The organism is Microbacterium sp. NPDC091676 (assembly GCF_044756645.1).
GTDB classification, from domain to species: Bacteria; Actinomycetota; Actinomycetes; order Actinomycetales; family Microbacteriaceae; genus Microbacterium; species Microbacterium paraoxydans_D.
This window is the reverse complement of record NZ_JBIVTI010000001.1, coordinates 2,129,176-2,148,854: the sequence shown is the minus strand read 5'-3', so window position 1 is coordinate 2,148,854 and position 19,679 is coordinate 2,129,176. Positions and strand designations below refer to the sequence as shown.

The following is a 19,679-nucleotide window of genomic DNA, read 5'->3' as shown; positions in this document are numbered from 1 at the left end:
AGGAGGAGCATGATGTCCACACGCCACCGCAGCACCGCGCGCCTCGCGGCACCGATCCTGATCCTCGGTCTCCTGCTCAGCGGTTGCTCCTCCGCCGCCGAGGAGCCGGCCCCGACGCGCACGGCCGCGGAGGGGGCGCCGCAGATCCCCGGTGAGGACGAGGGGGTCGTCGGAGCGACGAGCGTGCCGGAGGACGTGCCGGATGCCCCGGAGGTGCGCGCCGGGACCCAGATCACGGTGTGCAGTACCGAGGACGGCGGCGGGACGGCGGAGGGGGTCGTCGGCAATCCCACGGACGAGGATGCGACCTACGTCGTGACGGTGTTCTTCACCACCGATGCGGCCACGGTCGTCGGGTCCGGTCAGGCGACGGTGGAGGTCCCCGCCGGCGAGGAGGCCGACTGGTCCCTCACCGCGGACTTCGTGCCGCCGGGCGATCTCCGCTGCGCACTCCGCGGAGCCGGCGCCGCGTCCTGAACCGCCTGCGGCCGCCGGGCCGCTACGACGCGGGGACGTAGCGCGCGAGCGGCTCGAAGGGCGGCTGGGAGGAGAGGTCCGCGACGGCGGCCGCGCCGACCGCGCAGGCCGTCTGCAGGGCCGTCCGCGGGGAGAGTCCGCTCTGCAGGGCGAGCACGAGCGCGGCGCAGAAGGCGTCGCCCGCGCCCACGGTGTTGACGGCACGGGTGGGCACGCCGTCCGCCCGGGCGATCTCCTCGCCGCCACGGAACAGGGCCGCTCCTGCGGCGCCGTAGGTCACGGCGACGAGGGCGGCATCGGCCAGCTCCGGCATCAGCTCCCGCTCGGTCTCGTTCACGATGAACAGATCCACCCGCTGGAGCAGTGCGTCGGGGAGGGGCCGTGCGGGGGCCGCGTTGACGGCGACGAACCCCTCGGCGCGGGCGACCACGCTCTCGACGACGGACAGTGCGATCTCCAACTGCAACAGGATGGCCTCGTCCGGCGCGAAGGCGACTCCCTCGGGGGAGACGAGCTCGTTCGCGCCGGGGCACACCGCGATCTGGTTCTCGGCCTCGGAGTCCACGACGATGAGCGCGGTCCCGGTGGGAGCTTCGACCCGGCGGAGGTCGGTGGTGTCGACGCCCGCCCGATCCAGCTCGTCCCGCATCCAGGCGCCGTCGGCATCGGCTCCCACCGCCCCCACCATCCGGACCCGGCCGCCCAGCTTGGCGGCGGCGACGGCCTGGTTGGCGCCCTTGCCGCCGAGGTCGCGGGAGAGCCGGCCCCCGGCGACGGTCTCCCCGGCGGTCGGGAGCCGGTCGACGAAGGCGGTGAGGTCGACGTTGGCGCTTCCGACGACGACGAGGGCAGGGGCGAGGACGGCGTCCGGCTTGACGTTCATGAGAAAGAGTGTAAACGTTTACGCAGACCCGATTGCAAAGGAGCACCCCATGCCCGTCCCCGTCCTCCTCGACTGCGACCCCGGCCACGACGACGTCTTCGCCATCTGGCTGGCGGCCGGGAACGAGCGCATCGAACTCCGCGGCGTCACCACCGTCGGCGGCAACGGCTACCTGGAGCACACCACCAGGAACGCGCAGATCGCCCTGACGGTCGCGGGCGTGACCGGCGTGCCCGTCGCGGCGGGAGCCGACAAGCCGCTCCGCCGTGAGCTCACGCCGGGGGCCTGGATCCACGGCGACAACGCCCTCGGCGGACCCGTCCTCCCCGAGCCCACGGTGCCGCTCGACCCCCGGCACGCCGTCGACTTCCTCGCGGAGACCCTGAACGCGTCCGCGGAGCCGATCACGGTGATCCCCACGGGCCCCCTGACGAACATCGCGCTGCTGCTCCAGCAGCACCCGGAGGCCGCCCGCAACATCAAGGAGATCATCTGGATGGGCGGATCGACCGGGCGCGGCAACGTCGGCGCCTACCCCGAGTTCAACGCCTGGGCCGACCCCGAGGCGGCCGCCGTCGTGTTCGCCTCCGGGCTGCCGCTCACCATGGTCGGCCTCAACATCTCGCACCAGGCCCTCATCACCGAGGAGGTCGTGCAGCGGATCGCGGCGGTCGGCAACCGCACGGCGGCGTTCGGCGTGGAACTGCTGCGCTTCTTCTCCGCGTCGTACGACAGGGCCGAGGGCATGCCAGAGGGGCCGCTGCATGACCCGATCACCGTCGCCATCGCGATCGACCGCGCCGTCGCCACCGTGCAGCGCTGCCGTGTCGACATCGAGACGGCCGGCGAGTTCACGGCCGGAGCGACCTGCGTCGACCTCCACGACATGCTGGGCAAGGAGCCGAACGCCGACGTCGCGCTGACCCTCGACGTGCCGGCGTTCTGGAACCTGGTGACGGATGCCGTCGCAGCACTCGCCTGAGGGTCACGCCTCCGGTACGGCAGACGTCGACTCGGCCACCCGCAGGGTCGGGGCCAGGCGACGCAGCGCGTACGGGGCCTCCGGATCCTCCATCCGCCGCACGAGCGCTTCCACCGCTTCCGCGGCGAGCTCGTCGAACGGCTGGACCACCGTCGTCAGCCGCGGCTCGCACACGTCCGCGAGCATGGTGCCGTCGAACCCCGTGATGAGGACGTCGCCCGGCACCTGCAGGCCCGCGCGCTTCAGCGCGGCGACGGCGCCCGCGGCGACGAGGTCGTCTCCCGCGACGATCGCGTCCGGAAGCGGTCCGCGGGCCCGGAGCTGCGCGACGGCGGACTCGCCGAACGAGAGCAGGTACTCGCCGAACACGTTCTCCTCGACCGGCAGCGACCGCGCACGGACGATCGCCTCGAACGCGGCACGCCGCTCGCGGCCGACCGAGGTCACGTCGTTGCCCGACACGAGGACGATGCGGGAGGCGCCACGGGAGACCAGATGGTCGACGGCGAGCCCGATGCCATGATCGTTGTCCACCCCCACGAAGTCGGCTTCCAGATCGAGCACCCGCCGGTCCACCTGGACGAGCGGGAGGCGCTGGGCGGTGTCGGCGACGGCGTCGAACGACAGCTCCGCGTCGGACGGGACCACGAAGACCCCCTCCACGCGGCGCTCGACGAGCATGCGGAGGCGGGCGCGCTCGCGGTCCACCTCGCCGTGCGAGTCCGCGATGACGAGGTCGAAACCCCGGCGCTGCAGGTGATCCTCGAGCCGGTGGACGAGTTCGCCGTAGAACGGATTGCCGATCACCGGGACGACGACGCCGATGGTCGCGCCCGTGCCCTCGCGCAGCCCACGTCCGATGAGGTTGACCCGGTAGCCGAGCTGCTCGGCCACCCGGGCCACATGCTCCGCGGTGGCTCCCGAGACGCGCTCCTTGCCGTTCAGCGCGCGGGACACCGTGGCGATCGACACCCCGGCCGCGGCTGCCACATCATGCAGCGTCACCGACGGCTTCTTCATCCGCACCTCGACTCCCGACGGGCACCGCCACCGGCGCCTCGACTCCCAAGATAGGCCGCGCGTAAAGGATTACGCACCCCGGCGCCCCCGCACCGACACGAAGAAGTGAGAACGACATGCACACCACCGCCCTCCGGCGCCGCTCCGGCGTCGCCCCGTTGATGGTCGCCCTCCTCGCGGCCTGCCTCGCGTTCCAGCTCAACGCGAGCATGCTCAGCCCGGCCCTGGTCACGATGGAGCGCGAGCTCGACGCGACGGCCTCGGAGATCGCGGCGACCCAGACGGTGTTCTTCACCGCGGCCGCCCTCTTCACCCTCTTCCTCCCCCGGCTGGGCGATCTCATCGGGCGGCGCCGGGTGCTCGTGGGCATGCTCGTGGTGATGGCGGTCGGCTGCGTGGTGGCCGCGCTCGCGACGAACGTCCCGATGCTCTTCGTCGGCCGCCTCATCCAGGGCGTCTCCGGTCCCGTCGTCCCGCTGTGCCTCATCATGCTGCGCGCGGCCGTCGCCGACCCGAAGATGTACGGGACACTCCTCGGGGTCGTCACGGCCGTCAACGGCGGGATCGCGGGCGGTGACGCGCTGCTCGGCGGCTACCTGGCCACCAACCACGGGTTCGCCTCGATCTTCTGGACCATGGCCGGCGTCGCCGTGGCCGCGGCGCTCGTCGTGCGCCTGCTCGCGCCGGAGACGATGGCGGAGGACCGCCCGCGCATGGACTGGTGGGGGTCGTTGCTCCTGGTCGTCTCCGTCGGATCCATGCTCATCGCCCTGAACGAGCTCGGGAAGCTCGCCGAGGCGGACCTGCTCCTGGTGATCGTGCTGGCCGTCGTCTCCGTGGTGTCCTTCCTCGCGTTCTGGAGGCTCGAGGGTGCGCTGCGGGATCCGCTCGTCTCGCCCGCCCAGTTGAAGCAGCGTGCCACCTGGGCGCTCTCCGCGACATCGCTGCTGACCCTCTCCGGGATCTTCGCGGTGATGAACGGCGTGGTCCCCGCGCTGGCGCAGGACACCGCGATGGGTCTCGCGATGAGCGCGGAGGAGGTGTCGTTCTGGATCCTGATGCCGTACGCCCTCGCGGGCCTGCTGATGGGACCCCTCACCGGACGGCTCGCCGCGACGGTGGGCTACCGCGCGATGCTGCGGATCGGGCTGGTCGGCACGATCGTGGTGCTCGTGCTGATGGTCGCGAACGTCGGGACCTCGTCGCGGATCACGCTGCTGCTCCTCTCGGTCGCGGCCGGCATCACCTACGCCGGCATCGGCAACATCATGCTGAACGGCCTGGGAGTGGTGCTGTCGCCCCGGGAGAAGCCGGGATCGCTCCCCGGGCTGAACACCGGTGCGATCAACCTCGGGGCCGGGCTGAGCTTCGTCGTGATCTACGCGGCCCAGACGTCGTTCGGTGGCAGCGGGGACGCGGCGGGTGGATACGTCGCCGCGCTCCTCACCGGTGCCGTGGTGCTCGCCGGCGCGCTGACGTTCTCCCTCTTCATCCCGAAGCCCGTCCACGCCGAGCTGACCCGCTGAGGCGGCTCAGCTGAAGAGGATGAGGACGTAGACCGCGAATGTCGCCAGGTGCGCCGCCCCGTGCATCGCCGTGACCCGCTTCGCCGCGAACGTCGTCAGCGAGAGCAGCAGCGTCACGGCGAGCATGAGGAGGTTCGCCGGCGATTCGGCGAGCACCACCTCCTGCCCGGTGAGCATGCCGATCAGGAGGACCGCCGGGATGGTCAGACCGACCGTCGACACGAGCGCACCGTGGCAGAGGTTGTTCACGCGCTGCGCCTCGCCGTTCAGGGCGGCGCGGATCGAGGTGATCGACTCCGGGAGGAACACGATGCCTGCGATCAGCAGTCCCGCCAAGGCGACGGGGGCGCCGAGCCGGCCGAGACCGTCGTCGAGCAGGGCCGCCATGTCGTGCGACAGCAGCACGATCGGGACGACGGTGACGACGAGGAGCACGAGGCGGGTCAGCACCTCGACGCGGTGGGCCGCGAGCACCTCGCGGATGGGGGTCCGCGGTGCCGCCGCGCTCTCCGTCGCGCGGGCCCCCGACCGCAGCCGCTCGTCCACCTCGGTGAAGTCGTCGGCCTGCGCACCCATCTGCCGGAACAGGAAGAACGCGTAGAGGGCGAGGGTGAGCACGATGATCGGGATCTCCTGCCCGATCGTGTAGGCACCGCCGTCGCCGATGAGGCCGGGGAGACCGAAGGCCAGGGCGACGAGGACCACGAGCATCGACAGGTACGCGGACGTGCCGGTGCGGTTGTGCGCCATCCCCCGGTGACGGAGACCGCCGAGGAGGAGGGCCAGGCCGATGACGAGGTTGAGGATGATCATCGACACGGCCATGACCGAGTCACGCGCGATCGTGGCATGCTCGCCCGGGCCGAGCATGACCGCCGAGATGAGGATCACCTCGATCAGCACGATCGAGAGCGTCAGCACCAGAGAGCCGTAGGGGTCGCCCAGTCGGTGGGCGAGGGCCTCGGCCTGCTTCACGACGCCGAAGGCGCAGACGAGGATGACGGCGACGATCGCGAGGAGCGCGACGACCAGGAGCGGTCCGGGCACCGGCGGCGCGAGCAGCGGGTGCAGGGCGAGCAGGGCGGCGAACGCCCCCCACCCCAGGGCTACACGCAGCACGTCGGTGCGGGTGATGAACGACCGGATCATGACGGACTCCTTCATGAGTCAGTCGTCGTGTGCGGGTACTGCTCCCTCGTCCGCTGCTCCGGGTGCCGGAGACACCTCCAGGATACCCGCGCTCCCGGAACAGCGGCTGAGCAGAGCCGGACTCAGCCCTGCGGGGCGTCGTTCCAGGACCAGATGTCGTCGCCGCGCAGCACCGCGTCTGCCCCGCCGTCGCAGTAGATCGTCTGCCCCGCCATGTGCGTGTTGGCCGGGCTGGTCAGCCAGACGAGCAGCTCGGCGATGGAGGACGCCGGCTGGTGGTAGTTCAGCGGCATCGGCACGGCGGCATCCACCATGGCCAGGCCCTCGGGCGAGTCGAGCAGGCCGGCCGTCATCGCCGTGGTGACGGTACCGGGGGCGACGGCGTTCAGCGGGATCCCCGCTCCCGCCCACGCCGGGGTTACGCTCTCGCGACGGACCCAGCGCGACAGGGCGCGCTTGCTGGACGAGTAGTTGAGGAACCCGGCCTCGGGCGTCGCGGCCAGGCGGTCGCCGATCTCGATCGCGCGCGCCTCGTCGCCGGCGAGGGCGGCGTCGACGAGCTCGGGCGACACCGGCTGCAGCGAGGCCATCGACGACACCACGGCGGCGCGGGGTGCGTCGGCCAGGCTCAGCGTGGGCTGGAGCGCGGTCAGGAACTCGGTCACGCCGAAGAAGTTGATGGACATCGTCTTCGAGATCGGAGCCGAGATGCCGGCGCAGGCGATGACGGCGTCGATCCCGTCGTCGGCCGCCTCGACCACGGCGCTCGCCGCAGCCAGCCGCCCCTCGTGGGTGGACAGATCTCCGTCGACCTCGACGCCGGCGAGGTCGACGCCGATGACGGTGTGGCCCTGAGAGCGGAGCAGCTCGGCGGTGGCGGCGCCGATGCCGGATGCGGATCCGGTGACGACATAGGTGCGGGTCATGAGGTTTCCTCCTTGATGGACACGACCGGCGGCGTGCCGGACAGTGCGGTGACGAAGCGGCCGAGCTGGCGGCGGAATCCGTCGATCTCGTCCGGTGACCAGCCTGCGAGCGCATCGTCGACCATGCGATGGCCGGCCTCGACCAGGCGCGCATAGGCCGTCCGGCCGGCGTCCGTCAGGCGCACCTCGACCGTGCGTCCCGAGCGCACGGGGTCGACGACGCCCTGCGTCGCCATGCGGGCGACGAGCTTCGACGTGGTCGGCCGCGACAGTGTCGCGTGCGCGGCCAGGTCGCCGAAGCCCATCGCACCGCCGTTCATCCCGAGCAGGTAGAGCGCGCGGATGGCGGACGGATCGAGGGCGACGTCGACGGCTTCCGCGACCTGGCGTTGCAGGTCGCTCTCACTCCATTCCGACACCACGCGGACGAGGGCCAGGTGGATGCCGGCGACGTCTTCGCCGGTGGTCATGTGTCCAGGGTACGCCTCAAAGTTGCCTCAGGCAACAGTTGTGATGTATCCCGCGCTGGCCGTGTCCTCCGCGAGCGTGAAGAAGTGCCGACCGCCCGCGCGCCGCGCGCGCCGCCACCGTCGCTGCTGCCCGTCGGCGTAGTCGAGCACGATCCACGCGGGCGGGGGCGTGCCCTGCGGGCCGAGCACGAACGAGCACGCCCCGAGGCCGGGGGAGGCGAGCTCGGCGACGAAGCGGTCGTCGCCGGGGGTGAACGGCGCCGTGTCATGGAGCTCCGCCGGCTGCAGCCGCAGCACGGTGTCGGCGGGTTCCTGGGTCTCCGTGCGGAGCCGGCGCCTCATGCGGCACCGCCCTGGCGTGCCGTCCACTCCCGGGTGTCCCGGAGGCCGTGCACATCGAGGTAGGCGCGGATCACGTCCGCGGTCAGGCGGATCTGCGCCTCCGTGCCCATCGCCGCCTGCATGACGCCGATCGCGGGCGCCGGCTTGCCGTCCACCCGCTCGAGCGCCTCCCAGACGATGTCCTCGCGGCCGCCGCGGCCGAGGGCGTGCGGCATCGAGGTGAACCCCGTGCTGCGCTGGTCGGTGGGTCGTGTCTCTGGCATGAGTGTTCCTCTCTCGGGGCGGATGGGCAGGCTCGCGCCGAGGGACGGGGGTCCCTCGCGAGGCGCACGTCGGACGGCGGGGTGGTCTCCCCGGGGTCGGTGCGCGTGGTGCGGTGGCGAGCTCCGCAGGCGGCCCGGTGAGGGGTGTGCGGAGCGGTCGGCCTGGCCGGTTGCTGTCCTCCGACCGTATCACGTTATTTTGAGTCATTCAAAAGAAGTGGGAGAGCGTGCACCGCGACGCGCGGGGTGCTGAGCGATTCCCGCGACCGTTTTTCTCCCGTTCAGCGGGAAATTTGACTTCCCTGTGCTTCCGGGTATGGTCGGGGGTTACGCCAGCCAGCCACAAAGGGGAAGCGCCATGTCAGGAAAGTCCACACCGGGTCGCGCAGGGAAGAAGGAGCCGCAGCTCTCGCTCAAGGAGAAGCGGGCGGCGAAGCGCGCGAAGAACGCACCCGACGAGTTCCTCAAGCCTCGCAAGGGCGCGAAGAGCTGAGGACTCCGGCCCGGTGGGGGTGGCGGTCCTCCGCTGCGCCCACCGGGGATACCGGGGCGACGGCGGCCTGTCAACGGGCCTTGTCCTGAGCGCGGATCTGGCGCACTCTGGAGACTCCGCCACGAGAGGAGCGCGTCATGTCGAACCCGGAAGCCTTCATGTACCCGGATGAGCCGTTGCTGTCGGAGGAGGCTCTGCGGCTCGCGGAGGAGGACGCCGCCGAGCCCGACGAGGAACCGTCCCGCGAGGGCGTCGCGGCACACCTCGCCGAACGGGGCGGCGACGATCCCGACGCATTGCAGGATGTGCCGGCCGGCGGCGCCGGTGCGGACGCCGGGGCCGGAAACGCGGCCCGCGTCGACCCCGCGTCGAAGAACCCGCCCGAACCCGCCTACGAGTCGACCCACAGCAAGGAGCCGGGCGTCGGTCCGCGGCACGAGGGAGACTGAGCCGCGGCTCAGCGGAAGATCCGGCTGATCCCGCTCTCGACCTGCGCGAGCTGGATGAACACGAGACCCCGCCAGAGCGGACGCAGCGGTGCCCGCAGCACCCGTCGCACCGGACCGCGGGGCCTGGTCTCCCACGTCATCGTGGCGCGGAGCTGCGTCCCGCCCGCGGCCGGTTCGAGTGCCATCGTGAGGACGCGCGGATTCGCACGGGGCGCGTCGGGGTACTCGAAGCGCCAGGTGACCCCCTCAGACCCCTCCTCCTCCCGCGTCACGTGGAGGCGATGGAACTCCGGTTTGCGACGAAGGGGTCGTCCGTCCGGGGTCGTCGTCGGGGCGAACGCCTCCCAGGGACCGTCAGTCCCGGCGGGGAGGACGGTGGCGACGCTCTGCTCCCACTCCGGGAGCCGCTCGGCGTCGGTGAGCACCGCCCGGACCGCGGCTTCCGCGGCCGGCACGAACATGGAGCGGGACCCGGTGATCCCCCTGGCCGCCGGTCGTCCACCCGGTCGCCGGGAGCGCGCGGTGCCCTCGACCTCGTCAAGCTGCGCCGTGAGGTCGTCTTCCGTCACGGCGAGCCGAGCGAGGATGGCGGCGATCAGGCCGCTGGGTTCCGCGAGAAGGGCCCGAAGCACGGCGGCGGAGTCCCCGCGCCGACCTCCTTGGGACGCGGCTCGGAGCACCGCGAGGGCACGCTCGGTCCAGTCGTAGCCGTCGGTCTCGTGGAACACGATGCGACCCGGGCCCACCGCCGGGGCATCGATGCCCACGGCCAGGAGCTGCCCCGCGTGCTGCGCCTCGACAGCGGCCCGGGCGGCATCGAGGCGGATCCCGGCCCGTCGGAGCACCTGCCCGCCGGTGTCGGCGTCGATCGTGAGCGCGAGCAGGAGGTGGTCGATGTCCGCGTCGCGCAGTCCGAGGCGTGAGGCCTCTTCCATCGCCGCGAGCGAGAGGGTGTGCATGGTCGCGGCGGCGTCCGTGAAGCGGCTCATGCGTTCCGCCGGGGGACCGGGATGGTGGGGTCGATGCGACGACTGTGCTTCTTGTGCACGGCCTGGCGCGTCACACCGAGGGCGTCTGCGATGGCCTGCCAGCTCATCCCGGATCGGAGGGCGGCCTCCACCTGACGCAGCTCGAGCGCGTCGGCGAGGGTCCGGAGGGAGGCGACGGCGCGGAGGCCGGCGCGCGGATCGGTCGTGTCCGCAGCGGTGCGGGCGATGTCGAGGGACTCCATGCTGTCAACCTAGGTTGCTGCCGCGCGGATTGTCAACCGGGGTTGCTCAAAGAGCCCCTCGACCGACCCGTCAGGCGGCGGAGGGGTGCAGCACGACCTTGATGCAGCCGTCCTTCTTCTCCTGGAACGTCTGATACAGCTCCGGGGCGTCCTCCAGCGGGGCGTGATGAGTCGTCAGATCCATCACGCCCAGCGGGTCCGCCGGGTCCTCGACGAGCGGGAGGAGATCGTCGATCCAGTTCTTCACGTTGCACTGGCCCATCCGCAGGCTGATCTGCTTGTCGAAGAGGGTCTTCATCGGCAGGATGTCGGCGTCGCCCGCGTACACGCCGCTCAGCGAGATGGTGCCGCCGCGGCGGACGGCGTCGATCGAGGCGTACACCGCCGCGAGCCGGTCGACCCCGGCCTTGTCGAGCATCTGCCGCGCCGCGGGATCGGGCAGCAGGCCGACCGCCTTCTGCAGGAACTCCACACCGCTGTTGCCGTGCGCTTCCAGGCCCACCGCATCCACCACGGCATCCGCACCCCGTCCCTCGGTCGCGTCGCGGATCTCCTCCACGGTCGTGTCGGTGAGGTCGAGGGTCTCGATGCCGTGCCGCTCGGCCATCGCCCGTCGTTCCGCCACCGGCTCGACGGCGATGACACGGTGGCCGCGGTGCCGGGCGATCCGGCTGACGAACTGTCCGACCGGGCCGAGGCCCATCACCGCGAGGGTCCCGCCTTCGGGAAGCTGCGCGTACTCGACGCCCTGCCAGGCCGTCGGCAGGATGTCACTGAGGAAGAGGTAGCGCTCATCGGGCAGGTCCGGCGCGACCGGGATGTGGTTGTAGTCGGCCAGCGGCACGCGGAGGTACTCCGCCTGCCCGCCGGGGACCTGGCCGTAGAGCTTGGTGTAGCCGAAGAGAGCCGCGCCGCTGCCGTACTTGCGCACCTGGGTCGTCTCGCACTGCGATTGCAGCCCGCGGAGGCAGAAGAAGCACACGCCGCAGGCGATGTTGAAGGGGATCACCACGCGATCGCCCGGCTTCAGCTTCGTGACGTTCGCGCCGACCTCCACCACGACGCCCATCGGCTCGTGTCCGAGGATGTCGCCGCGGTCGAGGAACGGCCCCAGGAGCTCGTAGAGGTGCAGATCGGAGCCGCAGATGGCCGACGAGGTGATCCGGATGATGGCGTCCGCCGGCTGCTGGATGACCGGGTCGGCGACCTCCTCGACCGTCACGTTCCGCTTGCCCTGCCAGGTGAGTGCCTTCATCATGTCCTCCACGTCTCGATGTCTGTCGTCTGCTTCACCCTCTCGGGCGAGCGGCGGCGCGGCCACCCGGTTGACAGGTCGTGGCCGACGTGAGATCCGGTGGCTCAGTGGAAGGGGCAGCCGCGCCCGGATCCGGCGACGCGCACCCGCGCTCCGGAGGAGGGCTTGGTGGGCAGGCGGCGGCGGTTCACGTCGAGCCCTTCATCGAGCACCGTGAGCTCGGGATCGCTCAGCACGGCGACGGCCGCGGAGAGGCCGGCGATGACGAGCTTCTCGCCGGGGCAGCGATGGCCGGTGGCGACGTCGCCCCCGCCCTGGGGGACGAAGGTCGTGATGTCTTCGTAGTCGTCCACGTCGGTGAACCGCTCGGGGGCGAACCGCTCCGGGTGGGACCACGACCGCTCGTCGGTGTTCGTGCCGAGGATGTCGAGGACGACCCGGCCGCCCTCCGGGACCGTGACGCCGTCGATCTCGACCTCGGCGACGGTGCGACCAGGCAGCATCGGCACGAACAGTCCGGTCCGCCGCACCTCCTGAGCGAACATCGTCGCGAGTGTTCCACCCACGAGCGATCCCCGCTCGGCGGTCTCCGCCGCGATCCGGGTACGCCATTCGGGGTGGTCGTGCAGCTGCTTCGCGGCGAAGGCCACGAACCTCGCGGCGGCGATCATCGGACGGATGCTGTTCTGCAGCTCGACCCCGGCGACCCGGGCGGGCAGCAGTTCGCCGTTCTCGTCGCGATGCGCGGCCCACAGCGCAAGCGCCGTGCCCTCCGGCGCCGCCAGATCGCCGGCACGGACAGCTTCGATGAGGCGACGCGCATGCCGGTCCGAGAAGATCCGGTTCGCGAAGGCCTCGAGGTAGGCGGGGGTGTATGGCGCTCCGAAACCGTCGACGATCTGCGCCAGCCGCGCGGCCCAGCGGGTCTGCGCCGCCGGCGTGCCCGGGAGCCCGGCCCAGCGCATCATCGCGCGCCCGAACGCGCCGACGGCCGCGTCGTAGGCGCTGCGGGTGCCGCCCGCGCGCCAGTCCTCGCGCTCGGCCGCCCATTCCCGTTCGAGGAACGGCGTGAGCCGCTCGACCTGCGCATCCTCGTACGCCGCCTCGACGAACGTCGCCTTGCGGTGGCGGTGAGCGGTGCCGTCGAGCGCGTGCACCGACCCGTGCCCGAACAGGGGCTCCCGGACGATCCCCGGCATGGCGCCGGCGCGGGCGATGCGGCTCTCGTCGTAGAACAGCTCCACACCCTCGACGCCGCGGACGAACGCGGCCGGGTGCCCGAGGAGGCGCATCGGAGCCGACCGGGCGCCGGGGCGGGCTCGGCGCCAGATGCGCTCGCCGAAGTCGTAGCCCCGGGTGAGCAGCGACGGCGAATCCTCGTGCAGGACCGCGTCGAGGCCGTCGGAGAGTCGGGAAGTCAGTCGCTGAAGCATGATCCGACCCTGTCACGCGCCCGCGAGGCAGCCCAAGGGGGAGGCGTCCTCGGACCGATTGTGCTAGCCGGGACGGTCGGTGGCGCCGATGTCAAGCACCTGCCAGAGCGAGGTTCGCGGCACGCAGGATGGGAGCAGAACGGAGGAACCATGGCCACCAACACCCGCGACCTGACGTGCACCACCCATGACGTGTTCCGCGTGCTGGCGAACGGCTGGCTCTACCCCGCGTGGGTGGTCGGCGCCTCCCGCATGCGCGACGTCGACGACTCCTGGCCGGCGGCGGGGGCCCAGCTGCACCATTCGGTCGGCACGTGGCCCGCGCTCCTGGACGACACGACCGAGCTGGTGGAGTGGCACCCGCCGCACCGTGCGGTCATGCGGGCACGCGGCTGGCCGGTGGGCGAGGCGCAGGTGACGATCCGTGCGCGCACGACGCCGACGGGGTGCCAGGTGCGCATCGACGAGGAGCCGGTCAAGGGCCCAGCGACGATCCTGCCCCGGTTCCTGACCACGCCGATGCTCCGCTGGCGGAACGCGGAGACGCTGCACCGGCTCGGCTACCTCGCCGAGGGCCGCGCGTCCTGACACGCGTTCAGCGCGTCACGCTCCGGCGCGCATGAACTCCTCGGCGGCGCGCACCTGGTCCGCGGACGGACGGATGCCGGTGTACAGGACGAACTGCTCCAGTGCCTGCCGCGTCGCGACCTCGGCGCCCGTGATCACCGCCTTGCCCGCGGTCCGACCGGCGGCGATGAGCGGCGTCTCGGCGGGCAGGGCGACGACGTCGAACACGACGGCGGCGGCGGCGATGGCCGGTTCCGGGAAGGCGAGCGCGTCCGCCTCCGTGCCCCCGGCCATGCCGATCGGGGTGACGTTCACCAGCACGTCGGCCGTCGCGTCTCCGACCTCCGCACGCCAGGCGAAGCCGTACAGCTCGGCGAGGGCACGGCCCGCGGACTCGTTCCGGGCGACGAGCGTCACATGCGTGAAGCCGGCATCGCGGAACGCGGCCGCGGTGGCCTTCGCCATGCCGCCCGAGCCGCGGAGGAGGACCGAGGACGCGGGGTCGAGGTCGTTCTCCGCGATCAGCTGCGCGATCGCCGCATAGTCGGTGTTGTGGGCCGTGAGCACGCCGTCGTCGTTCACGATCGTGTTGACGGAGTCGATGGCCTGCGCCGAGGGGTCCATGCGGTCGACGAGCGCGATGACGTCCTCTTTATAGGGCATCGAGATCGCGCACCCGCGGATGCCGAGACCGCGCACACCCGCGATGGCCTGCGTCAGGTCGGTTGGGGCGAAGGCCTTGTAGATCCAGTTCAGACCGAGGGCCTCGTACAGATGGTTGTGGAAGCGCGTGCCGTTGTTGCTCGGCCGTGCCGACAGCGAGATGCAGAGCGTCATGTCCTTGTTCAGCATGGTCACCGAATCAGGCTACCCCCGAGTCTGTCAAGGTCCATGGCGGGAGATCGCCTCCTCCCCTATGGTGAAAGTGCATGCAAGGGGATCGATCGTCTACGCCTCTCCCCAGGAGGCGGAGGCCCTCCCCACGGGCCGGACGATCCGTGCATGCGATTGGGCCCTCTCGAGCAGTTCAGTCCCCAATGGACTCCTCGAGAGGGCCGCTCTCCGGCTACTCGCCACGAAGTTTTTTCAGATTTGTCCCCCAAAAGGGGGACAAGAAGCTCGCGGAGGGGTTAGGCTGTTTCTGACGCACCCTCCGGTCGTCTTCGGCCCTCATCGCTCCCCCCGCGGTGAGGGCCACACCATTTTCCGGGCGCGTCCGCTCATGCAACATTTGGATTACCTTCTCGCAACGGCTATTCCGCCGGGGGTCCCCTCCACTAGCGTTAGCGATGTCGGTGCACCCCTGCGTCGGCTTCTACATCAGCAGAACAGGCAGTACATGAGCACCCAGGGCACGGTCAAGTGGTTCAACTCGGAGAAGGGCTTCGGCTTCATCTCCCCCGACGACGGAGGCGCTGACGTCTTCGCGCACTACTCCGCCATCCAGTCATCCGGCTACCGCTCTCTCGAAGAGAACCAGCGGGTCGAGTTCGATGTGGCGCAGGGTCCCAAGGGCCTGCAGGCAGAGAACATCCGCCCCGTCTGAGGCGGAAGCAACACCGGGAACTCCCCGTCGGATCCACGCGCAGGCGCTGACCCGGCGGGGAGTTTCGTCTTCCCTGACGGCCCTGGAGCCGGTCAGGGCAGCAGGAGTGCGCGCAGCTCGTCGACGGTCGTGACGCGGAACGCCGCGTCGTCGCCCTCGTGCGGGTCGCTGAAGCCCCAGCCGACGAAGATCACGGGCACGCCGTTGGCGAGACCACCCTCGACGTCGTGGTGCCGGTCGCCCACGAGGACCGGGCGGGAGGTGTCGGCACCGAGCGCGCGCAGCCGTCGCAGCGCCTCGGCCACGATGTCCGTCTTGGACGCGAGCGTGGCCTCGTCCGGCGTGGCGCCCACGGTCGTGAGGAACGACGGCCGGAGTCCGAAGTGATCGACCAGGGCGTCGACCTGATTCTCGGGCTTCGAGCTCGCCGTCGCCTGGGGCACGCCCGCGGCGTGCAGGTCATGGATCAGCTCGGCGACGCCCGGATACGTCTGCACGTCGGTCGTGTACCCGTCGGCTTTGCCGAGGGTGCGGTAGAACGCCACCGCCTCGGCCGACTGCTCCGGCGTCATCCCGGCTTGGTCCTGGAAGGACTGGAACATGGGAGGGCCGATCCAGTGCACGAGCTCCTCGCGCGTCGGCGCCGGGTGGCCGAAGTGCGTCAGGGCGATGTTCAGGCGACGCAGGATCCCGACCGAGGCGTCGACGATGGTCCCGTCGACGTCCCAGAGCACACACGAGTAAGGCGAAGAGGGCATGCCTCCAGCCTAGGGTCCCGCGAACGGGTGCCCGCCCGTCCTGCACAGGTGTGCACGAAACGGGTTCATCCACCGAACGCGGGAAGGCCCTTCACGCCGATCTAGGGTCGTGACAGCGGCGGGATCACGGGTGAGAATGGGGGGCCATGTACGTGTCAGTGGAAGTCATCACGATGCTGGCGACGGCCGCGACGACTCTCGTCGCGATCATCAGCGGATTCGGCTGGATGATCGGTCGGATGGACACGCGGTTCGCCGCGGTGGACGCGAGGTTCGCGATCCAGGACACGAAGTTCGACCGGATCGAGCACGAGCTCACCGAGGTGAAGATCGCGATCGCGCGGCTGGAGGGCCCGAGGCCCCGCCTGGTCTCGACGCGCTGAGGTCAGAAGAGGCGGGGGATGCCCGACTCGATGCCCTTCATGTCGTCGTAGTCGAGCACGAGGCAGCGGATGCCGCGATCCTCGGCGAGGACGCGGGCCTGCGGCTTGATCTCCTGGGCGGCGAACACACCCTGCACCGGGGCGAGGTGGGGGTCGCGACCGAGGAGCTCGAGGTAGCGGGTGAGCTGCTCGACGCCGTCGATGTCGCCGCGGCGCTTGACCTCGACCGCGATCGCCACGCCGTCGGCGTCGCGCACGAGCAGGTCGACCGGGCCGATGGCCGTGGGGTACTCGCGACGGACCAGGGTGGCACCCTCGGCGACGCGGTCCACCTGTTCCGCGAGCAGGCGCTGCAGGTCGGCCTCGACGCCGTCCTTCTGCAGACCGGGGTCGATCCCGAGCTCGTGGCTGGAGTCGTGGATGACCTCGTAGATCTGCACGCGGAGGGCATCGCCGGTCTTCTTGTGGGTCACGCGCCACACCTCGACGACGCCGGCGCCGGCCTCCTCCTCGCCCGGTTCCTCGGTCGCGAGCACGCACGGCGGACTCATCCAGTTCAGCGGCTTGTAGCTGCCGCCGTCGGAGTGCACGAGCAGACTCCCGTCACCCTTGTGCACGAGCAGGCGGGTGGCGAGCGGAAGATGGGCGTTGAGCCGACCGGTGTAGTCGACCGAGCAGCGGGCGATGACGAGACGCACCCGACGAGCCTACTTCGTCGTCGCCGGTCACGCGGTCAGAGGAACGCGTCGAAGAGTCCGAGCTCGGTCGCGGCGGAGCGGGCGATGAGGAAGCCGATGATGCCGATGATCCACGCCGTGTTCTCGGCGCCCGTCCGCTCCATCCAGGCGGCGAAGCGCTCCAGCGGACGCTGCACGAGCGGGGCCGCCACGAGTCGGAGCACGAGGAGCACGAGCGCCGGGAGGATCATCAGCGCGCAGTATCCCGCGAGGGAGAGCACCCGGAGCGGCGTGTCGACGCCGGCGTCCGCGAGCATCGTCATCGCCACGATGTAGGGGAGCATCGTCGCGACCTCCACGAGCCCCGCGGCGATGGCGACGGCCATGACCGCGAACCCCCGGGTCTGCGGGTCGAGCAGGCGTTCCCGCCATCGAGCGATCCGACCGGGACGCGGTGCGGTCGTCGCGGCGGCGGTCGAGGGAACGGGTGGGCGTGCCGGGGCGATCGACCCGGCCAGCGGTTCGCTGCCCGGCACGCCGGGGCTGGTGGCCGCGGGCGCTCCGACCGGCGCCGCTTCCGCAGGCTTCGTCGGCATCACGAAGGCGGTGACGAGCAGGGCGGCGCCGACGACGAGACGGGTGACCATGCCCGCGGGAGAGCTCAGGAAGTCGGAGGCGACGTCGACGAGGTTCACCAGGCCCCAGAGGAAGAGGAGGCCGACCACGAGATAGAACACTGCGATCGTCGCGAGGTAGAGGAGGATCCGCCCGGCGCGCACGCGTCCGGGGTGCAGGAGGAGGAAGACCGGGATGAGCAGCGTCCCGACGCTCAGACCATCGATGAGCGCGAGCACGGCGAGGGAGAGGGGCAGCGGCAGCCCGCCGAAGAGTTCCATGCCTCCACGATTGCGACGGCTCGGCATGCGCGGATCGGGCGAAAGTCGGGGTCGTCCGGATGCCCTCATCCTTTGGTCGGATGCGACGCCGTCCGCGCCGTGGTTGCATGAGGGCATGCACGATCCCGCCGACGGAGGGCCCGCCGCCTGGTACCGGGGGCATCGGTGGTGGGTCGACCCGTTGGCCATGGCCGTCCTCGCGACGGTCATGGCGGCTCTCGGGTTCCACGGCCTCTGGGGGCCCTTCTCCCTGCTGTCGGAAGACGTCTCGCCGTGGTGGGCGCTGGTCCTCGCGATCCCGGCCTGCGCTCTGGCCCTCGGCAAGCGCCGTCGCCCGTGGACCGTGCTCGCCCTCGTCGCCGTGCTCTTCGTCGCGGACCTGCTCACGGTCGGCGGCGTCGGAACCCTCGTGGTCCTGCTGGACGTGCTGTGGACGGCGGCCTTCGTCGCCGGCCCGCGCGGGCGCCGCGTGCTGCTGGTGCTGCTGGGCGCGGCGACCGTCGCGCTCTTCCTCGGGGCCCTGCTCTCCTCGGCGGCGGCACCCGCTGTCGCGGTGCTGTTCGCGGTGCAGTTCGGCGCCATCTTCGGGACGGATTACTGGTGGGCGGTGGCGGTGTCGCAGGCGCACGAGCTGGCCGACCTGCATCGTCAGCGTGCGGAGGACGCCGCAGCCACCGCCGCCCGGGACCGGGCGCAGGCCGTGCAGCGCGAGCGCGAGGCGATGGCGCGCGAACTGCACGACGTGGTGGCCGGGCACGTGATGGCCATGGCTATCCGGGCGGAGGCGGCGCTCGCCGCGCCGCCGACGAGGGCGGACGATCGCGCCGCTCTGCAGGCCGTGCGCGATGCCGGGCTGGACGCGCACGGAGCCCTGCGCACCATGATCGGGGTGCTGCGCCGCGGCGACGGGGCGCTCGCGCCGACCCCGGGATGGGCCGACCTCGAAGGTCTCGCCGCGGAGGCCCGACGCTCGGGCTTGGACGTGCGCCTCGCCGTCGAGGACCCGGGTGTGCTCGGCGGCGGCGGAGAGCAGGCGGTCGTGCGGGTGGTGCGCGAGGCACTGGGCAACTGTGTCCGTCATGCCAACGGTGCCGTGGTCGAGGTGACCATCGGCCCGGTCGACGCGCAGGCCCGCGTCGCGGTGTGGTCGCGGGGCGGCACACCGACCGCGACCGCCGGACAGGATGGCGAGGGGTGGGGGCTGCAGATGCTGCGGGAGCGCATCACCGCCCTCGGCGGGACGTTCCGGGCCGGTCCGGAGGCCGACGGCTGGCTGGTCGAGGCCCGACTGCCGGCAGGGGGGCGGGTATGACCGTCCCGACCGTGCTGCTCGCCGACGACCACGGTGCGATCAGGGCCGGCCTGCGCATCATGCTGGAGACGCACGACATCACTGTCGTCGGGGAGGCCGCCGACGGCGAGGTGGCCGTGCGCAATGCCGCAGCCCTCCGGCCGGATGTCGTCCTCATGGATCTGCGCATGCCAGGACGCGACGGGGTCTCGGCCACCCGCGAGATCGTCGAGCGCGGACTGGGGGATGTGCTCGTCCTGACGAGCTTCGACGAGGACGAGCTCGTGCTTGCGGCGATCCGGGCGGGAGCGGTCGGATTCCTCCTGAAGACCGTCGACGCGCCGACTCTCGTCCAAGCGGTGCGCGCCGTCGCCGTCGGAGACGGGGCGCTGGACCCGCGGGTCACCCGCCGCGCGCTCGCCGCAGTGGCGGCGTCCGCTCCGGAGCCCACGCCGATGACGACGTTCGCGCTGCCGGAGCTGACGCCCCGGGAGCGCGACGTCCTCGACGGGATCCTGCAGGGATGGTCGAACGCCCAGCTCGCCGCGCGCCTGCGGATCTCCGTCCCGACGGTGAAGACGCACGTCTCGAACGTCCTCACCAAGCTCGGCGCGCGCAGCCGGTCGCACGCGGCCGCGCTCGTCCGCGGGGTCGAGGACTGA

The 19,679-nt window shown here is 71.4% G+C and carries 25 protein-coding genes; 10 read left to right on the top strand and 15 right to left on the bottom strand.

Annotated elements, in window-relative coordinates:
- The first annotated feature begins 9 nt into the window (after window positions 1-9).
- A complete protein-coding gene (locus tag ACIQID_RS10435; RefSeq protein ID WP_331201550.1) occupies window positions 10-477 on the top strand; it encodes a hypothetical protein in 468 nt (155 codons plus the stop codon).
- A 22-nt stretch (window positions 478-499) separates the two neighbouring features.
- Here ACIQID_RS10435 and ACIQID_RS10430 read toward each other — a convergent pair whose 3' ends face one another.
- Window positions 500-1,360, bottom strand: coding sequence for a ribokinase (locus tag ACIQID_RS10430; RefSeq protein WP_400284587.1), 861 nt, complete (start codon window positions 1,358-1,360; stop codon window positions 500-502).
- Between the two features lie 49 nt (window positions 1,361-1,409).
- Here ACIQID_RS10430 and ACIQID_RS10425 point away from each other — a divergent pair, with 49 nt between their 5' ends.
- On the top strand, window positions 1,410-2,342 hold the full coding sequence (locus ACIQID_RS10425) for a nucleoside hydrolase (protein ID WP_400284584.1): 933 nt from the start codon (window positions 1,410-1,412) through the stop codon (window positions 2,340-2,342).
- A 3-nt stretch (window positions 2,343-2,345) separates the two neighbouring features.
- On the opposite strand, the gene ACIQID_RS10420 is transcribed toward ACIQID_RS10425, so the two are convergent.
- Window positions 2,346-3,347, bottom strand: a complete 1,002-nt coding sequence (locus tag ACIQID_RS10420; RefSeq protein ID WP_400284581.1) for a LacI family DNA-binding transcriptional regulator — start codon at window positions 3,345-3,347, stop codon at window positions 2,346-2,348.
- A 131-nt stretch (window positions 3,348-3,478) separates the two neighbouring features.
- On the opposite strand from ACIQID_RS10420, the gene ACIQID_RS10415 reads away from it, so the two are divergent.
- Entirely contained in the window at window positions 3,479-4,888 is a 1,410-nt protein-coding gene (locus tag ACIQID_RS10415; RefSeq protein WP_312674367.1) for an MFS transporter, read from the top strand.
- A 6-nt stretch (window positions 4,889-4,894) separates the two neighbouring features.
- On the opposite strand, the gene ACIQID_RS10410 is transcribed toward ACIQID_RS10415, so the two are convergent.
- The 5 genes from ACIQID_RS10410 to ACIQID_RS10390 all read right to left on the bottom strand — a co-directional run bounded on the left by ACIQID_RS10410 (window position 4,895) and on the right by ACIQID_RS10390 (window position 8,038).
- Entirely contained in the window at window positions 4,895-6,052 is a 1,158-nt protein-coding gene (locus ACIQID_RS10410) for a calcium:proton antiporter (protein WP_400284577.1), read from the bottom strand.
- Between the two features lie 107 nt (window positions 6,053-6,159).
- The gene (locus ACIQID_RS10405; RefSeq protein ID WP_060923310.1) at window positions 6,160-6,963 is read right to left on the bottom strand and encodes an SDR family oxidoreductase; all 804 of its coding nucleotides are present in this window, start codon (window positions 6,961-6,963) and stop codon (window positions 6,160-6,162) included.
- A complete protein-coding gene (locus ACIQID_RS10400) occupies window positions 6,960-7,433 on the bottom strand; it encodes a MarR family winged helix-turn-helix transcriptional regulator (protein ID WP_062637668.1) in 474 nt (157 codons plus the stop codon). Before ACIQID_RS10400 ends, ACIQID_RS10405 begins: the two co-directional genes overlap by 4 nt.
- Window positions 7,434-7,460: 27 nt before the next feature.
- On the bottom strand, window positions 7,461-7,775 hold the full coding sequence (locus tag ACIQID_RS10395) for a hypothetical protein (protein ID WP_400284573.1): 315 nt from the start codon (window positions 7,773-7,775) through the stop codon (window positions 7,461-7,463).
- Window positions 7,772-8,038, bottom strand: coding sequence for a hypothetical protein (locus tag ACIQID_RS10390; RefSeq protein WP_400284570.1), 267 nt, complete (start codon window positions 8,036-8,038; stop codon window positions 7,772-7,774). Before ACIQID_RS10390 ends, ACIQID_RS10395 begins: the two co-directional genes overlap by 4 nt.
- Before the next feature lie 358 nt (window positions 8,039-8,396).
- Here ACIQID_RS10390 and ACIQID_RS10385 point away from each other — a divergent pair, with 358 nt between their 5' ends.
- Both ACIQID_RS10385 and ACIQID_RS10380 read left to right on the top strand, forming a co-directional pair.
- Window positions 8,397-8,531 (top strand): hypothetical protein, encoded by a 135-nt coding sequence (locus ACIQID_RS10385; protein WP_256209374.1) that lies wholly within the window; start codon window positions 8,397-8,399, stop codon window positions 8,529-8,531.
- 137 nt (window positions 8,532-8,668) lie between these two features.
- Entirely contained in the window at window positions 8,669-8,980 is a 312-nt protein-coding gene (locus ACIQID_RS10380; protein WP_400284567.1) for a hypothetical protein, read from the top strand.
- Window positions 8,981-8,988: 8 nt separating this feature from the next.
- Here ACIQID_RS10380 and ACIQID_RS10375 read toward each other — a convergent pair whose 3' ends face one another.
- The 4 genes from ACIQID_RS10375 to ACIQID_RS10360 all read right to left on the bottom strand — a co-directional run bounded on the left by ACIQID_RS10375 (window position 8,989) and on the right by ACIQID_RS10360 (window position 12,899).
- Window positions 8,989-9,969 carry a Clp protease N-terminal domain-containing protein gene (locus ACIQID_RS10375; RefSeq protein ID WP_400284564.1) on the bottom strand — a complete coding sequence of 327 codons (981 nt, stop codon included), beginning with the start codon at window positions 9,967-9,969 and terminating at the stop codon, window positions 8,989-8,991.
- Window positions 9,966-10,211 (bottom strand): hypothetical protein, encoded by a 246-nt coding sequence (locus ACIQID_RS10370; protein WP_312674354.1) that lies wholly within the window; start codon window positions 10,209-10,211, stop codon window positions 9,966-9,968. Before ACIQID_RS10370 ends, ACIQID_RS10375 begins: the two co-directional genes overlap by 4 nt.
- Before the next feature lie 70 nt (window positions 10,212-10,281).
- Complete coding sequence (locus tag ACIQID_RS10365) at window positions 10,282-11,466, bottom strand: zinc-dependent alcohol dehydrogenase (RefSeq protein WP_400285733.1); 1,185 nt, start codon at window positions 11,464-11,466, stop codon at window positions 10,282-10,284.
- Between the two features lie 104 nt (window positions 11,467-11,570).
- A complete protein-coding gene (locus ACIQID_RS10360; protein WP_400284561.1) occupies window positions 11,571-12,899 on the bottom strand; it encodes a cytochrome P450 in 1,329 nt (442 codons plus the stop codon).
- 150 nt (window positions 12,900-13,049) lie between these two features.
- Here ACIQID_RS10360 and ACIQID_RS10355 point away from each other — a divergent pair, with 150 nt between their 5' ends.
- The gene (locus ACIQID_RS10355) at window positions 13,050-13,487 is read left to right on the top strand and encodes an SRPBCC family protein (protein ID WP_060923431.1); all 438 of its coding nucleotides are present in this window, start codon (window positions 13,050-13,052) and stop codon (window positions 13,485-13,487) included.
- Between the two features lie 15 nt (window positions 13,488-13,502).
- Here ACIQID_RS10355 and ACIQID_RS10350 read toward each other — a convergent pair whose 3' ends face one another.
- Entirely contained in the window at window positions 13,503-14,324 is an 822-nt protein-coding gene (locus ACIQID_RS10350) for a shikimate 5-dehydrogenase (RefSeq protein ID WP_312674352.1), read from the bottom strand.
- A 481-nt stretch (window positions 14,325-14,805) separates the two neighbouring features.
- Here ACIQID_RS10350 and ACIQID_RS10345 point away from each other — a divergent pair, with 481 nt between their 5' ends.
- Entirely contained in the window at window positions 14,806-15,012 is a 207-nt protein-coding gene (locus ACIQID_RS10345) for a cold-shock protein (protein WP_017203899.1), read from the top strand.
- 92 nt (window positions 15,013-15,104) lie between these two features.
- Here the strand turns inward: ACIQID_RS10345 and ACIQID_RS10340 are convergent, their stop codons facing one another.
- Complete coding sequence (locus ACIQID_RS10340) at window positions 15,105-15,770, bottom strand: HAD hydrolase-like protein (RefSeq protein WP_060923430.1); 666 nt, start codon at window positions 15,768-15,770, stop codon at window positions 15,105-15,107.
- 146 nt (window positions 15,771-15,916) lie between these two features.
- Between ACIQID_RS10340 and ACIQID_RS10335 the strand changes: the two genes are divergently transcribed.
- The gene (locus ACIQID_RS10335; protein WP_312674337.1) at window positions 15,917-16,153 is read left to right on the top strand and encodes a response regulator; all 237 of its coding nucleotides are present in this window, start codon (window positions 15,917-15,919) and stop codon (window positions 16,151-16,153) included.
- Window positions 16,154-16,155: 2 nt separating this feature from the next.
- Here the strand turns inward: ACIQID_RS10335 and nucS are convergent, their stop codons facing one another.
- Both nucS and ACIQID_RS10325 read right to left on the bottom strand, forming a co-directional pair.
- A complete protein-coding gene (nucS, locus tag ACIQID_RS10330) occupies window positions 16,156-16,851 on the bottom strand; it encodes an endonuclease NucS (RefSeq protein ID WP_060923428.1) in 696 nt (231 codons plus the stop codon).
- A 35-nt stretch (window positions 16,852-16,886) separates the two neighbouring features.
- The gene (locus ACIQID_RS10325; RefSeq protein WP_400284551.1) at window positions 16,887-17,726 is read right to left on the bottom strand and encodes a GAP family protein; all 840 of its coding nucleotides are present in this window, start codon (window positions 17,724-17,726) and stop codon (window positions 16,887-16,889) included.
- Between the two features lie 115 nt (window positions 17,727-17,841).
- Here ACIQID_RS10325 and ACIQID_RS10320 point away from each other — a divergent pair, with 115 nt between their 5' ends.
- Both ACIQID_RS10320 and ACIQID_RS10315 read left to right on the top strand, forming a co-directional pair.
- Window positions 17,842-19,038, top strand: a complete 1,197-nt coding sequence (locus tag ACIQID_RS10320; RefSeq protein WP_400284548.1) for a sensor histidine kinase — start codon at window positions 17,842-17,844, stop codon at window positions 19,036-19,038.
- Window positions 19,035-19,679 (top strand): response regulator transcription factor, encoded by a 645-nt coding sequence (locus ACIQID_RS10315; protein WP_312674333.1) that lies wholly within the window; start codon window positions 19,035-19,037, stop codon window positions 19,677-19,679. Before ACIQID_RS10320 ends, ACIQID_RS10315 begins: the two co-directional genes overlap by 4 nt.